Genomic DNA, 15,069 nt, shown 5'->3' on the forward strand with positions numbered 1-15,069 from the left:
CCCGCATGGAGGGGAACAATGGACGTCAGCCGCAGAAAGTTTTTTAAAATCTGCGCAGGCGGTATGGCCGGAACAACAGCCGCTGCATTGGGTTTTGCGCCCAAAATGGCCCTGGCTCAGGCGCGTAATTACAAATTGCTGCGCGCCAAAGAGATCCGCAACACCTGCACATACTGCTCCGTGGGCTGCGGGCTATTAATGTATAGCCTGGGCGACGGCGCGAAAAACGCGAAAGAAGCGATTTACCACATTGAAGGTGACCCGGATCATCCGGTGAGCCGCGGCGCGCTGTGCCCGAAAGGCGCGGGGCTGCTTGACTATGTTCATAGCGACAACCGCCTGCGCTATCCGCAGTACCGCGCGCCGGGTTCCGATACATGGCAGCGCATCTCCTGGGATGACGCGTTTACCCGCATCGCCAAACTAATGAAAGCCGACCGCGACGCCAATTTTATTGAAAAGAACGAACAGGGCGTGACGGTTAACCGCTGGCTGTCCACCGGGATGTTATGTGCCTCTGCGGCCAGTAATGAAACCGGCATGCTGACGCAAAAATTTGTGCGCTCCCTCGGCATGCTGGCGGTAGACAACCAGGCGCGCGTCTGACACGGACCAACGGTAGCAAGTCTTGCTCCAACATTTGGTCGCGGTGCGATGACCAACCACTGGGTTGATATCAAAAACGCTAACGTCGTGGTGGTGATGGGCGGTAACGCCGCCGAAGCCCATCCGGTGGGATTCCGCTGGGCGATGGAGGCGAAAAACAACAACGATGCGACGCTGATTGTCGTCGACCCGCGCTTTACGCGCACGGCGTCGGTGGCCGATATCTATGCGCCTATTCGCTCCGGCACGGACATTACGTTCCTGTCGGGCGTGCTGCTGTACCTGATCGAAAATAACAAAATCAATGCCGAGTACGTTAAACACTACACCAACGCCAACCTGCTGGTGCGCGACGATTTTGCCTTCGAAGATGGCCTGTTCAGCGGCTACGATGCCGAAAAGCGTCAGTACGATAAATCGTCGTGGAACTATCAGTTCGACGAAAACGGCTACGCCATGCGCGACGAGACGCTGCAGCATCCGCGCTGCGTCTGGAACCTGCTGAAGCAGCACGTTTCGCGCTATACGCCGGAGGTGGTGGAGAATATCTGCGGTACGCCAAAGGCGGACTTCCTCAAAGTGTGCGAAGTGCTGGCGTCAACCAGCGCGGCGGACCGAACCACCACCTTCCTTTACGCGCTGGGCTGGACGCAGCATACCGTCGGGGCGCAGAACATCCGTACCATGGCGATGATTCAGCTGCTGCTCGGCAATATGGGGATGGCGGGCGGCGGCGTCAACGCGCTGCGCGGGCACTCCAATATTCAGGGGCTAACCGATTTAGGCCTGCTCTCGACCAGCCTGCCGGGCTACCTGACGCTGCCGTCGGAACAGCAGACGGATCTGCAAAGCTATCTCGCCGCCAATACGCCGAAGGCGACGCTGGCCGAACAGGTGAACTACTGGAGCAACTATCCGAAGTTCTTCGTCAGCCTGATGAAATCGTTCTACGGCGACGCGGCGCAAAAAGAGAACGACTGGGGCTTCCACTGGCTGCCGAAATGGGACCAGGCTTACGACGTTATCAAATATTTCAATATGATGGATAACGGTAACGTCACGGGCTATATCTGCCAGGGCTTCAATCCGGTGGCTTCGTTCCCGGACAAAAACAAGGTGGTCCGCAGCCTGAGCAAGCTGAAGTACATGGTGGTTATCGACCCGCTGGTGACCGAAACGTCGACCTTCTGGCAAAACCACGGCGAGTCGAACGATGTTGACCCGGCGGCGATTCAGACCGAAGTGTTCCGCCTGCCGTCCACCTGCTTCGCCGAAGAGGATGGTTCAATCGCCAACTCCGGGCGCTGGCTGCAGTGGCACTGGAAAGGCCAGGACGCGCCGGGCGAAGCGCGCAACGACGGCGAAATTCTGGCCGGCATTTACCACCGTCTGCGCGAGCTGTATCGCACCGAGGGCGGCAAAGGCGTCGAGCCGCTGCTGAAGATGGGATGGCACTACAAGCAGCCGGATCGTCCGGAATCAGAAGAGGTCGCGAAAGAGAACAACGGCTACGCGCTGGCGGATCTCTTCGACGCTAACGGCGCGCCGCTGGCGAAGAAGGGCCAGCTGTTGAACAGCTTCGCGCTGCTGCGTGATGACGGTACCACCGCGTCGTCCTGCTGGATCTATACCGGCAGCTGGACCGAGCAGGGCAACCAGATGGCCAACCGCGATAACGCCGATCCGTCAGGCCTTGGCAACACGCTCGGCTGGGCATGGGCGTGGCCGCTCAACCGGCGTGTGCTGTACAACCGCGCGTCGGCGGATATTAACGGCAAGCCGTGGGATTCGAAGCGGATGCTGATCCAGTGGAACGGCAGCAAGTGGGTTGGCAACGATATTCCGGACTTCAATACCGCGCCGCCGGGCAGCAAAACCGGGCCGTTTATTATGCAGCCGGAAGGACTGGGGCGCCTGTTTGCCCTGAATAAGCTGGCGGAAGGTCCGTTCCCGGAACACTACGAGCCGATGGAAACGCCGCTTGGCACCAACCCGCTGCACCCGAACGTGGTCTCCAGCCCGGTGGTGCGCCTGTATGAAGAGGATGCCCTTCGTTTAGGTAAGAAGGATAAATTCCCGTACGTCGGCACCACCTATCGCCTGACCGAGCATTTTCATACCTGGACCAAGCATGCGCTGCTCAATGCGATTGCGCAGCCGGAACAGTTTGTCGAAATCAGCGAAGGTCTGGCGAAAGCGAAGGGGATTGCCAACGGCGATCGGGTGACGGTCAGCAGCAAGCGCGGCTTTATTCGCGCGGTAGCGGTGGTGACGCGTCGTCTGCAAACGCTCAACGTTAACGGCCAGCAGGTAGAAACCGTCGGGATCCCGCTGCACTGGGGTTTTGAAGGGGTAGCCCGCAAAGGTTACATCGCCAATACCCTGACGCCAAACGTCGGGGATTCTAACTCGCAAACGCCGGAGTACAAGGCGTTTCTGGTCAACATCGAGAAAGCGTAAGGAGCGAATGCATGGCGATGGAAACCCAGGACATTATCAAACGCTCCGCCACCAACCCGATCACGCCCGCGCCGCGCGCGCGGGATTTTAAGGCGGAAGTGGCGAAGCTGATCGATGTCTCCTCCTGCGTAGGCTGTAAAGCCTGCCAGGTGGCCTGTTCCGAGTGGAACGATATCCGCGATGAGGTTGGGCACTGCGTCGGGGTGTACGACAACCCCGCCGATCTGAGCGCCAAATCCTGGACGGTAATGCGCTTTAGCGAAACCGAACAGAACGGCAAGCTGGAGTGGCTGATACGCAAAGACGGCTGCATGCACTGCGAGGATCCGGGCTGCCTGAAGGCGTGCCCGTCCGCCGGGGCGATTATTCAGTACGCTAACGGCATCGTCGACTTTCAGCAGGAGAACTGCATCGGCTGCGGCTACTGCATCGCCGGGTGCCCCTTTAACGTCCCGCGCCTCAATAAAGAGGATAACCGGGTCTATAAGTGCACCCTGTGCGTTGACCGGGTCAGCGTCGGCCAGGAACCGGCCTGCGTGAAAACCTGCCCAACCGGCGCGATTCACTTCGGCAGCAAGAAAGAGATGCTGGAAGTGGCCAACGAGCGCGTTGAAAAGCTGAAGAAACGCGGCTATCCCCATGCCGGGGTGTATAACCCGCCGGGCGTCGGCGGCACCCACGTGATGTACGTGCTGCATCATGCGGACCAGCCGGGGCTGTACCACAACCTGCCGAAAGAGCCCCAGATCGATACGTCGATCAACCTGTGGAAAGGCGCGCTGAAGCCGCTCTCGGCGGTCGGGTTTATCGCCACCTTTGCCGGGCTGATTTATCACTACATCGGGATTGGGCCGAATAAAGAAGCGGATGACGATGAGGAGGAGCATGATGAGTAAATCGAAAATGATTGTGCGCACGAAGTTTATTGACCGCGCCTGTCACTGGACGGTGGTCATCTGCTTTTTCCTGGTGGCGCTATCGGGGATCTCGTTTTTCTTCCCGACGCTGCAGTGGCTGACCGAAACCTTCGGTACGCCGCAGATGGGGCGAATTCTGCATCCGTTCTTCGGGGTACTGATTTTCGTGGCTCTGATGTTTATGTTTGTGCGTTTTGTCCATCACAATATTCCCGACAAGCAGGATATCCCCTGGCTAAAGGGCATTATTGAGGTACTGAAAGGCAACGAGCATAAAGTGGCGCGGGTAGGGAAATATAACGCGGGGCAGAAAATGATGTTCTGGACCATCATGAGCATGATTTTTGTGCTGCTGGTGACCGGCGTGATTATCTGGCGGCCCTGGTTTGCCCACTATTTCCCGATTCAGGTTATTCGCTATAGCCTGCTGATTCACGCGACCTCGGCGATTATTCTTATTCATGCGATTCTGATCCACATGTATATGGCGTTTTGGGTGAAGGGATCGATTAAAGGCATGATCGAAGGGAAGGTGAGTCGCCGCTGGGCGAAGAAGCATCATCCGCGCTGGTATCGCGAGGTGGAGCGTCAGGAAGCGAAGAAAGAGAGCTGTGAAGGGCTGAAGTAAGCGTAACTGAGCAACCCGCTCTGGCTGAAGCCGGAGCGGATCGGCTATTGGTAACAAGGGCGTCAATGGCGGAAATAACTTCGCCTCTGGCGCTTTTTAAGTTACAGATAAAATCTTCGCGCTTGATCGGCTTATTATTAAGGTTTGTCATCATCGGCGAACAAAGCATAAACGTTTAAAATTCAATATTTACCTCAGGAACTGAATAATCACGCCGTTTTATGGATAAATATGCCACCCGGCGTTTTTATCTGGTCTGCCGTTTAATAATGCACAATAATGCTGGCGGTATGTTTTATAACAAGTGATTAGTTGTATGAAAAAGACTATTTTTTCGTTAGCGCTTGGCACTTTTGGTCTCGGAATGGCGGAATTTGGCATTATGGGCGTATTACCTGAAATTGCCCATGACGTCGGAATATCTATTCCCGCCGCGGGCAATATGATCTCCTGGTATGCGCTTGGCGTCGTCATCGGCGCGCCGGTGATGGCGCTATTCTCCAGCCGCTTTTCGTTAAAATCGGTGATGCTGTTCCTCGTGGCGCTGTGCGTTATCGGCAATGCCATCTTTACGCTATCTTCCAGCTATTCGATGCTGGCGCTGGGGCGCCTGATCTCCGGTTTCCCGCACGGCGCCTTCTTTGGGGTGGGGGCGATCGTTCTGTCGAAAATTGCGCCGCCGGGGAAGGTCACCGCCGCGGTGGCGGGAATGATTGCCGGAATGACGGTCGCAAATTTGCTGGGGGTTCCCGCCGGAACCTGGCTTGGCCATCAGTTTAGCTGGCGCTATACCTTTCTGGCGATTGCGGTGTTTGACATCGCCGTGCTGGTCGCCATCGCCTGGTGGGTGCCCACGCTGTTTGATAAACCTACGACGCGCTTACGCTCGCAGTTTCATTTTTTAACATCGCCCGCACCGTGGTTAATTTTTGCCGCGACGATGTTCGGCAATGCCGGCGTATTCGCGTGGTTTAGCTATATTAAGCCGTTTATGATTAACGTCTCCGGTTTTGGTGAGAGCGCCATCATAGCCATTATGCTGCTGGCGGGGCTGGGGATGGTTCTGGGGAATTTATTTAGCGGTAAAGTCTCCGTCCGTTATAGCCCGTTACGTATTGCCGCCGTGACGAATGGCGTGATTGTCGTGACTTTATTACTTCTGTTCCTGCTGGGTGAGAATAAAGCCGCCGCATTAACCCTCGCGTTTATTTGCTGCGCGGCCCTGTTTGCCCTGTCGGCACCGCTGCAAATTCTGCTGCTGCAAAATGCGAAGGGCGGCGAGATGCTGGGCGCGGCGGGCGGCCAGATCGCCTTTAATCTCGGCAGCGCCATTGGGGCGCTATTCGGCGGGATGATGATTACGGCCGGTCCTGGCTGGCGTTTCGTTGCCTTACCGGCCGCGCTGCTTTCGTTTCTTGCGCTCAGTTCGCTGCTGATTTATGCCCGCCATCAGCGGCGTCTGGCCTGATTAAGCCCGCTGGCAGCTATTCCTGCCACGGCTCGCCGAGGGTCAGCATTAACCGGTTGGCCCAGGCAAAGAAAGCCGCCGATTGCAGTAAATCCAGTCGGGCGAGGGTATCCAGCCCCTGTTGCTCGACGGCGGCAAGGTGGTCAACGGACAAAGCGGGAGGGGTAACGGAAATCGCGGCGGCGAAATCGATCTGCGCCTGCCATCCCGGCGTCTGCCCGTCGCTTAACTGCTCTCCCGGCGTCACCGCCAGCAGCGTCTCTATCGCCGTTTCATCTTTGGCCAGCTGTGCCGCTTTGCGCGCATGCACCGAGGCGCAATAAATACAGCCGTTGATTTTGCTCGCCACCGTTGCCGCCAGCTCGCGCTCAGCGCGCGGCAGGCCGCCGGGAGTATAAAAGATCCCTTTGTCGGTTAACGTACGCTGCTCCAGCACCGGCAGGTTGCGCGCCAGCAGGCGGAAGTAGGGCGAATCGCTGTGGCCGAATTTCGCCAGCAGCGCCTGCTCGTCGGGGGTAAATTCCGCCAGCGGTTTAGCCGCCAGCCAGGGCTCCCAGTGCAGTTCATCGCGGGTGAAGTGCACCGGCGCCTTCTTACCGCTGATGGTTTGCGGCGAGGTATGCCAGAATCCCGCCACCGTCGGGGTTTGTGCGACGTGGATATTTTTGCCGTTAAGCAGGCGCAGCCCGACGACCAGCCGGCTCTGGAAGCTGACAAACGCGATAAGCTGGGCGAGGGTGACGATGCCGCGCAGGCTCCATCCGGCGCGGATTAAGGCCTCAAGCGCCGACGGCGTGGCCTCCACGGGCGTAAAGGTCAACAGCCGGGCAAAGGCCAGCGCCGGCGCCAGCCGCGGCGATGTGGGGTCGGCAATGCCAAAGCCGGCGTAGTGGGCGGCCAGCGCATCGCTCTCATGCAGCTTCGCCACCCTCGCGGCCACGGCAAAACGCTCGTCGAGCGGAAAGTCGTTATCCTGCTGACCAAACAGCGTTTCATAACTTCCCTGAGCATGGCGGGTGGCCGCCTCGCGCACGGCTCGCGCCGCCGCTAAGGCGGAATCGGGGGCAATTTCTGCCAGTTCGGCCAATATATCCTGACTGAGCGTCATGGTGACTCCTTATCGTATCTGCGGGGCAATATGCTGAGCGATCAGCTCAATGGAACGAAGCGTGTCGCGGTGCGAGGGTTCAACGGAGTGCACCTGAAACGAAATATCGGTTACCCGCCGCAGGACGCTATCGCGGGCCAGCGAAGCGGCGACGTGCTGCGGGTCGCCAACGTGTGCGTCAAGCTGCGGCAAAAAATCAGTGACAGTGTCACCAATAATATCATGACCTGCGGCGCGATGCTGGGCAGCCTGCTGGCGCAGGCCGGGTTCAGCGACCTGCAGCGCATACTGCTGGCTATCGGCGACAAAGGCCGTCCGCGAGGCGAGGATCCTTGGCTCGACGCCCGCCGGCAGCGCGGCGAGATAGGCGTCAATAATCGGATTCTGGATAGCGTCCAGAGGCAGCGTGGGCTGTCCGGCCGGACGCGGCTGCGTGCGCGAGAGCATCAGCCCGTGCCCGGCCTGAGCCGCGCGAACCGCCCCCTCAATGGAAAAGGTGGCAATCCAGATGCGCTCCGCCAGCTGCGGCGCCTGAGGGTACAGATGATTATCCGGGTGCGAGAGCGAATCCCCGCGCCAGGCGCTTTGAATCAGATGCAGGTGTTCAGCAAACACCGCGCTGCGCTGGTCCATCGTCAGCCCGAAGGGTAAAAACGAAGTGGGGGTGCCGCCGGAGCCGAAGCCCACCTCCAGCCGTCCATCGGCGAGCAGATCCAGCACCGCCGCATCCTCCGCCACCCGCAGCGGGTTTTCCATCGGCAGGGTGATAATGGCGGTGCCAAGACGAATGCGCTCGGTGTGCGCCGCGGCGTGGGCGAGAAAGACCAGCGGCGACGGCAGGCCGCCTTCGTGCTCATGAAAATGGTGCTGAGCGATCCACGCGCTGTCGAATCCCAGGCGTTCCGCGTGGCGAATTTGCTCGGTGGCCAGCCGGTAGCGCTCTTTAGGCGTGGCGTGGTCCAGCAGACGGGTGAAAAAGCCCAGTCGTTTACGCGTCATGCAACCTCCTTGCTCGGGGATGAAAAGTGGGGAATCGCGGCGATAAGCTCGCGGGTATAGTCATGCTGCGGGCCGCTGAACAGTCGGCTGACGTCGCCGTGTTCAACCACCTGGCCCGCCCGCAGCACCGTCACGCTGTGGGCGATACGGCGCACCGTCGCCAAATCGTGAGTGATAAACAGATAGCTCAGCCCCAGCTGCTGCTGAAGCTGCTGCAGCAGCGCGAGAATTTGCGCCTGCACCGTGACGTCCAGCGCCGAAGTCGCTTCATCGAGGACAAGGATCGTCGGTTCAAGGATTAAGGCGCGGGCGATGGCCACCCGCTGCCGCTGGCCGCCGGAAAGCTCACGGGCGGTTCGCGACAGCAGCTCCGGAGCGAGCGCCACGCGGGCGGCGACCGTTTCGACGCGTTGGCGCCGCACTTCGGCGTTGAGGCGGTCGAAGTTTTTTAACGGCTCTTCTATAATCTCAAACAGCGTTTGCCGCGGGTCAAGCGAGGCAAAAGGATTCTGGTAAACGAACTGAATTTTACGCCGCAGCTGGCGGAGCGCCTCGCGGCTGAGATGCCCGGCATCGATACCGTCGATAGCGATATGGCCGCTATCGGCCTTTTCGAATCCCAGCAGGATCCGCGCAAGGGTCGTTTTGCCGGAGCCGGACTCGCCGACCAGCGCGTGGGTGTTGCCGCGCTTCACCTCGAAGCTCACGGCGTCCAGCGCCTGCAAATGCGCGCGGCCTAATGAGAAGCGTTTGCTGATGCCCTCCACACGGATCGCCGGGGTCGCCAGCACGCGCCCGCTGGCCGGGGCAATGGTCAGCGTCGAACCCTGGAGATCGCTGAGCAGCTGGCGGGTATAGGTATGCTGCGGCGTACGTATGACGTCGCCGGTCGCGCCCTGTTCCTGAATCTCGCCGTGGCGAAAGACCAGAAGACGGTCGGCGCGTTCCGCCGCCAGCGCCAGATCGTGGGTGACGAACAGTACCGCCGTGCCGGACTCCCGGCGCAGCGTATCCAGCAGGTCGAGGATCCGTTTCTGTACCGTCACGTCGAGGGCGCTGGTGGGTTCATCGGCAATGATTAAGTCGGGTTTCAGGGCGATCGCGATAGCAATCAGCACCCGCTGCTTCATACCGCCTGAAAGCTGGTGGGGATATTGATCGATGCGCTGTTCCGGGTGGCTCAGCCCAACTTTGGTCAGCAGCGCCAGCACCTGCGCTTTACGCGCCGCGGCGCTGCTTTTTTGATGCAGACGCAGGATTTCCCCCACCTGCGCGCCGATGGTTTTCACCGGATTCAGGGAGTTGCCCGGATCCTGAGGCACCAGGCTAATCCGCGCGCCGCGCAGGCCGTCGAGGCGTTTAGCGGACCAGCCGCTGATATCTTCACCATTAATCAAGATACGCCCGCTGTCCCGGCGCGCGTTATCCGCCAGCAGGCCAATAATCGCCTGCGCGGTGGTGGTTTTACCCGAGCCGGATTCACCGACAAACGCCAGCATTTCGCCGCGTTTGACCTGAAAACTCACATCGTGCACGACCTCGCGCCATTCACGCTGTGAACGATAGCTGATGCGCAGATGCTCTACGCTTAAAACATTCATCGGCGTTCTCCGCTAAATTGACGGCTAATACGGTTGGCGGCGAGCACGACCGCAATCACCGCAATACCGGGCAGGGTGGTCAGCCACCAGGCGGTGGAGAGATAGTTGCGGCCTTCGGCGATCAGCAGACCCCACTCCGGGACCGGCGGCGGCGTGCCGTAGCCGAGAAAGCTCAGGGTCGAGAGCGCCAGAATGGCCTGGCCGAACTGGAGGGTGGCAAAGGCCAGCACCGCGGTGAGCGAGTTGGGCAGAATATGCCGCCAGAAAACGGCGAAAAAGGTGCCGCCGCTGCCGTAGGCCGCTTCGACGAAGTCGCTGTGGCGTACGCGGACCACCTCCGCTCGCGCCAGGCGGGCAAAGCTGGCGACGGCCGCCGCGCCTACCGCGACGGCGGCGTTGAGCGTGCCGAAACCGAGCAGAATGATGACCGTCAGCGACAGCAATAAAGAGGGGATCGCCAGCAGCACGTCGACCAGGCGCATGATTGCCGACTCCACGCGTCCCGCCAGCGCGCCGGCCAGCGTGCCCAGCGCGGTACCGATAAACAGGCCGATCGCCACCGCCGCCAGCGCGGCGGAAAGCGAATGAACGGCGCCGAAGACGATGCGGCTCCACAGATCGCGGCCCAGCTGGTCGGTTCCCAGCCAGTGGCCGGCCTGCGGGGCCAGCCGCTGGGCGCCGGGGAACCCTTCCAGCGGGCTATAGTCGGTAAACAGCTGCGGAGCGATAGCCATCAGCGCGGCAACGATCATCACCGCCCAGGCCAGCAGCAGACCGGGCTGGACGCGCCGCGTACGCCAGTTTGAAGTGCGGCGGCGCGCGGCGGTTGCGTAATCCACCAGGCTCATACGGCACCTCCGATAACGGTTTTCAGGCGCGGGTCGAACAGCGGCATCAGCAGGTCGACCAGCAGATTAATCAGCACGAAACCGAGGGCAGAGATCATCACCACCGCCTGCAGTACCGCGATATCCTGATTATTAACGGCCTGCTGCGTCAGCAGCCCCAGACCGCCGCGGCCAAACACGGTTTCGGTAATCAGCGCGCCGGCGATCAGTTCCCCCAGCAGCAGACCGGCGATGTTGAGCACCGGCAGCAGGGCGTTGCCGGTAACGTGCCGCCACAGGGCGCCGGTTTCGCTCAGGCCTTTGGCGCGGGCAACGGCGACAAACGGCTGCGCGGCGACCTGATCCAGACTGCGCATCAGGATTTGCGCCAGCGGAGCGGAAATCGGCACCGCGACGGCAATAATGGGCAAAATCAGCCCCTCAATCGGCCCGGGATTGATCACCGGGATCCAGCGCAGCTGAAAGGAGAAAATCTGAATCAGGGCGATGCCGAGCCAGAACGTCGGCAGCGAGATAAACAGCGCCGGCAGGGATTGCAGCGCGTTGCTGAGCCAGCGCAGGCCCGGCAGCCGTGAGGCGAAGGCGAGGGCGAAGGCCAGCGCCACCGCCAGAGCAAAGGCGGGCAGCGCCAGGCTTAATGTTTCCGGCAGGTTGCTGGCGATAAGCGCGCTGACCGGCAGCCCGGCCTGCAGCGAATAGCCAAAATCGCCACGCAGCATGGCCATCAGCGTGTGGAAGTACTGTCTCCACAGCGGGCTATCGGCCCCGTAGGCGAGGCGCATTTCGGCGATCTGCTCAGGGCTGAGCCCCAGATCCGGATTCTGAAACTTGATCAGTACCGCATCGCCGGGTAGCACCTGTAACAGGACGAAGGAGAGGGTAAACGCGGCCCACAGCACCAGTAAACCCTGACCGGACCGCCGCAGAAGATAGTGGCTCATCGCGGGCTCCTTAGTGCTTTTCCAGCCAGGCGCCGTAGAACGACGGGCGGCCTACCGCTTCAAAACTGACGCCTTTCACCCACGGCGCGCCGGCAAAGACCTGCGGCTCTTCAAATATCGGGATTACGTAGGCGTTGTCCAGCAGGTAGCGCTGGGCGTCGCCGGTGAGCTGGAGGCGTTTTTGCGGCTCGACTTCGGCTGAGATCGCGGTCAGCAGCGCGTTGAGCTTATCGTCGCGGAAGCGTTGGACCTTGTCGCTGGAGCCGCCTTTTTGCAGCAGCGCGTCGCGGTTAGCGGGGAAGAACATGCTTTTCACCACGTCAGGGTCGGCGCGGCCCACTTCTGACACGGTAAGCGGCGTTTTCAACGGGTCGAGGCTGTCCAGCGTACGGCTGCCGGCATCACCGGCTTTGACCGCCAGCGCAACGCCGACCTGGCGCCACTGCTGGGCGACAAGCTGGAGTACCTCTTTGTTTTGCGGCTGGGGCAGGGATTCATAGACGGTTAATGCCAGGCGCTGGCCATCTTTGACCCGTATACCGTCGGCGGCCGGTTTCCAGCCCGCCTCATCAAGCAGCTGTTTCGCTTTGGCCGGATCGAAAGCCAGCTTATCGCTAAGGTTAACGTATCCGGCCGCGGTGCTGGCGACGACGGAGGTCGCCTGCGGATAGTTGGCGGAGAACAGGGTTTCAACCACCTGTCTGGCGTCGGTGGCGTGCAGCAGCGCCTGACGAACGCGCAGGTCGGCAACCAGCGGATTATCCGGGCGGAAGCTCAGGCTGTCGTTAACGCCGCGCGTCGGGGCGGCATAGATTTTAAAGCCCCGATCGGTTGCCTGCTTTTCATCATAGGCCTGCACCTGGCGAATAAAATCGGCCTGGCCTGCCAGCAGCGCGCCAACGCGTACGCCATCTTCCGGGGTGACGATATAGGTTATGCCGTCGAGATTCGCTGGCCCCTGCTGGGCGAGGCTTTTCGGCCCCCATTGATAATCCTGACGTGCGACCAGAGCGAGTTCACGTCCCGGCTTTTCATCTTTAACCGTAAAAGGCCCGGAGCCAATAATATGGCGGGCGTCGCCCAGCTCTTCAAAATTTCGCGCCAGGGTGCTCAGGGAAACCAGCCCGGAGCCGATGGTCGCGGTGCCCTGCAGAAATCCCGGCGAGGGCTTTTTAAAGTAGAACTTAACCGTCAGCGGATCGATGACTTCGCTGCGATCGTAGTTATTAATCACCTCGGACACCGGCAGGCGGTGCGCTTTATTACCGAGGCCGTAGGTATCAAAGTTTTTGGCAACCGCATTGGCGTCAAGCGGGGTGCCATCAGAAAAGGTGACGCCAGGGCGAATCTTAAAGGTATATTCGGTTTTATCCGCGTTGGCGCTCCAGCTTTCGGCAATCCACGGTTCGACTTGTAAGGTTTTTGGATTTTGCCAGGTTAGCTTATCGGTTATTTGATTAAGAATACCGCCGTTAGGGTAAAAGCCTCCGGCCGGGGGATAAAGATTGGTATGCGGCTGCTGCTCCAGATAAATTAACGTGCCGCCTTTAACCGGCGCGTCGGCGGCCCACGCGGAAAACGCGCCGCTCAAAAAAAATGCCGCCAGCGCGGGCAGGCGAAAACGGGTGTGCATGGTGAATTCCTTTGTTATCTCTTGTTTGGCCATCATCGGGCGCGCGTTTTAACAAAGGAAGTAAGGATTTGCGCTAAGCATTTGCATAAAAAGCATTTATACCCGGCTCGATTTTTAGGGGCTGGTATTTACATGCCTTTCAGCTGAAACTCATGCTGGATAATTTAATGACTGAGAGATAGTCAGCGTAATAAAGGGATAGCGACGATGCTGAAGTATTTACTGATGTTGGCGATGACGGTGCTGGCAGGCTGTACCAGCGCACCCAATTTGCCCTCTACCGATACCATTATTAAGGTTAAACCTATTGAGTCGGGCATCATTGCCAATTCAAACAAATACAGCTATCGATTCTTCCGTAAAGGGGTGCCGCAGGAGTACCAGCGTTATAATACTTTCTACGAACGCTTCAATAAGGTCGCATCCGGCGTACGGGTGAATTTTGTCGTGAAACAGCATGAGGTTGTTGCGGAATATCTGGTGGTGCTCGACAAGCGCAGACTGGATGCCAGTCAGCTAAGTCTGTTAACCAGCCAGTATCACGCGACCGCGCTGGACAACGACCATCTTGGCGTACTGTTTAAAGCGACCGGTTTCTGGTCAACCGTTGATCCCAATGAGCTGGATGACGCTTATCGGCTTGCCAGACCCGTCGTCGTGTCAATTAACGATAAAACGCAGACCATTAGCCCTCTGGGAGAGATCGCCCTGATTCCGCTGGTGCCGCTATTTCCGCTGGTGATGATGTACGGTTGCGCAACGGGGCCGTGCGTGTAAAGGGACAATTAAACCTCTCCCGTAGCGGGAGAGGTCCGAAGATTAGCGGCGGAAATCAATGACCATACGGCCGCGAATCTGTCCCTGTTCCATCTCTTTGAAGATGGCGTTGATATCGCCCAGCGGACGCAGGGTCACTTTCGGTACGACTTTCCCTTCCGCGGCAAACTGGAAGGCCTCGGTCAGGTCCTGACGGGTGCCGACCAGCGAACCCACCACTTCGATACCGTCGAGGACCAGACGCGGAATGTCCAGGCTCATCGCTTCCGGAGGCAGGCCGACTGCTACCACGCGTCCACCCGCGCGAACCGCATCCACCGCTGAGTTAAACGCCGATTTGGCGACGGCGGTTACCACCGCGGCATGCGCGCCGCCGGTTTTCTCATGAATAATTTTGGCCGCGTCTTCGCTGCGGGAGTTGATGGTCAGGTCCGCGCCCATTTCCGCGGCCAGCTTCAGCTGTTCATCATTAACGTCAAGGGCGATGACTTTGGCGTTAAACACGTTTTTGGCGTACTGCAGCGCCAGATTGCCGAGGCCGCCGAGGCCATAAATGGCAATCCACTGGCCGGGTTTGATATGTGAGACTTTGACCGCTTTATAGGTGGTGACGCCCGCGCAGGTGATGCTGCTGGCCGCCGCAGAATCGAGCCCGTCCGGCACTTTGACCGCATAATCGGCCATGACGATACACTCTTCCGCCATACCGCCATCCACGGTGTAGCCGGCATTTTTCACCGAGCGACACAGCGTTTCGTTGCCGCTGTTACAATATTCACAATGCCCGCAGCCTTCGAAGAACCACGCCACGCTGGCGCGATCGCCCGGCTTCAGAGAATGAACGCCGGGGCCGACCTGCTGCACAACGCCCACGCCTTCATGGCCCAGAATGACCCCGGTTTTATCGCCAAAGTCGCCGTTCTTAACGTGCAGGTCGGTATGACATACGCCGCAGCAATCCATTTTTAAAAGGGCTTCGCCATGTTGCAGGGGACGAAGCGTTTTTTCCGTAACATTGACCTGATGATCTTGCGTGACGACAGCAGCTTTCATTCTGTTCTCCTTATTGAACATAAGCGTATT

General features: G+C 59.3%; 12 protein-coding genes. 5 read left to right on the forward strand and 7 right to left on the reverse strand.

The features are described from left to right. Positions 1 to 18: 18 nt before the first annotated feature. From fdnG to araJ, 4 genes are all read left to right on the forward strand, one after another. The gene (gene fdnG, locus ABLU87_RS10540; RefSeq protein WP_122116827.1) at positions 19 to 3,066 is read left to right on the forward strand and encodes a formate dehydrogenase-N subunit alpha; all 3,048 of its coding nucleotides are present in this window, start codon (positions 19 to 21) and stop codon (positions 3,064 to 3,066) included. Between the two features lie 11 nt (positions 3,067 to 3,077). Beyond that, a complete protein-coding gene (gene fdxH, locus ABLU87_RS10545; protein WP_122116826.1) occupies positions 3,078 to 3,962 on the forward strand; it encodes a formate dehydrogenase subunit beta in 885 nt (294 codons plus the stop codon). Then, on the forward strand, positions 3,955 to 4,611 hold the full coding sequence (gene fdnI, locus ABLU87_RS10550; RefSeq protein ID WP_004120645.1) for a formate dehydrogenase-N subunit gamma: 657 nt from the start codon (positions 3,955 to 3,957) through the stop codon (positions 4,609 to 4,611). Before fdxH ends, fdnI begins: the two co-directional genes overlap by 8 nt. A gap of 316 nt (positions 4,612 to 4,927) precedes the next feature. Continuing rightward, positions 4,928 to 6,079, forward strand: a complete 1,152-nt coding sequence (araJ, locus tag ABLU87_RS10555) for an MFS transporter AraJ (protein ID WP_025108255.1) — start codon at positions 4,928 to 4,930, stop codon at positions 6,077 to 6,079. A 16-nt stretch (positions 6,080 to 6,095) separates the two neighbouring features. Here the strand turns inward: araJ and ABLU87_RS10560 are convergent, their stop codons facing one another. Genes ABLU87_RS10560 through ABLU87_RS10585 form a run of 6 tightly spaced genes read right to left on the reverse strand, consistent with a single transcriptional unit; the run spans position 6,096 to position 13,209 of the window. Further along, entirely contained in the window at positions 6,096 to 7,187 is a 1,092-nt protein-coding gene (locus ABLU87_RS10560; RefSeq protein WP_004850720.1) for an alkylhydroperoxidase domain protein, read from the reverse strand. Positions 7,188 to 7,196: 9 nt separating this feature from the next. Next, positions 7,197 to 8,186, reverse strand: a complete 990-nt coding sequence (locus ABLU87_RS10565; RefSeq protein WP_025108257.1) for a putative FMN-dependent luciferase-like monooxygenase — start codon at positions 8,184 to 8,186, stop codon at positions 7,197 to 7,199. Further along, complete coding sequence (locus ABLU87_RS10570; protein WP_122116825.1) at positions 8,183 to 9,787, reverse strand: ABC transporter ATP-binding protein; 1,605 nt, start codon at positions 9,785 to 9,787, stop codon at positions 8,183 to 8,185. Before ABLU87_RS10570 ends, ABLU87_RS10565 begins: the two co-directional genes overlap by 4 nt. Further along, positions 9,784 to 10,635 (reverse strand): ABC transporter permease, encoded by an 852-nt coding sequence (locus ABLU87_RS10575; RefSeq protein ID WP_014229287.1) that lies wholly within the window; start codon positions 10,633 to 10,635, stop codon positions 9,784 to 9,786. The genes ABLU87_RS10570 and ABLU87_RS10575 overlap by 4 nt, the downstream gene beginning before the upstream one ends. Next, positions 10,632 to 11,576 (reverse strand): ABC transporter permease, encoded by a 945-nt coding sequence (locus tag ABLU87_RS10580; RefSeq protein ID WP_038424479.1) that lies wholly within the window; start codon positions 11,574 to 11,576, stop codon positions 10,632 to 10,634. Before ABLU87_RS10580 ends, ABLU87_RS10575 begins: the two co-directional genes overlap by 4 nt. A 10-nt stretch (positions 11,577 to 11,586) precedes the next feature. Then, positions 11,587 to 13,209: a TIGR04028 family ABC transporter substrate-binding protein gene (locus ABLU87_RS10585; protein ID WP_025108260.1), complete on the reverse strand. Its 1,623-nt coding sequence runs from the start codon at positions 13,207 to 13,209 to the stop codon at positions 11,587 to 11,589. A 207-nt stretch (positions 13,210 to 13,416) separates the two neighbouring features. Here ABLU87_RS10585 and ABLU87_RS10590 point away from each other — a divergent pair, with 207 nt between their 5' ends. After that, on the forward strand, positions 13,417 to 13,986 hold the full coding sequence (locus ABLU87_RS10590) for a hypothetical protein (protein ID WP_014229290.1): 570 nt from the start codon (positions 13,417 to 13,419) through the stop codon (positions 13,984 to 13,986). Between the two features lie 42 nt (positions 13,987 to 14,028). Here ABLU87_RS10590 and adhP read toward each other — a convergent pair whose 3' ends face one another. Continuing rightward, positions 14,029 to 15,039: an alcohol dehydrogenase AdhP gene (adhP, locus tag ABLU87_RS10595; RefSeq protein WP_049082262.1), complete on the reverse strand. Its 1,011-nt coding sequence runs from the start codon at positions 15,037 to 15,039 to the stop codon at positions 14,029 to 14,031. Positions 15,040 to 15,069 lie beyond the last annotated feature (30 nt).

Origin of the sequence: Klebsiella sp. CB_Kp196 (genome assembly GCF_040061575.1) — a bacterium.
GTDB classification, from domain to species: Bacteria; Pseudomonadota; Gammaproteobacteria; order Enterobacterales; family Enterobacteriaceae; genus Klebsiella; species Klebsiella michiganensis.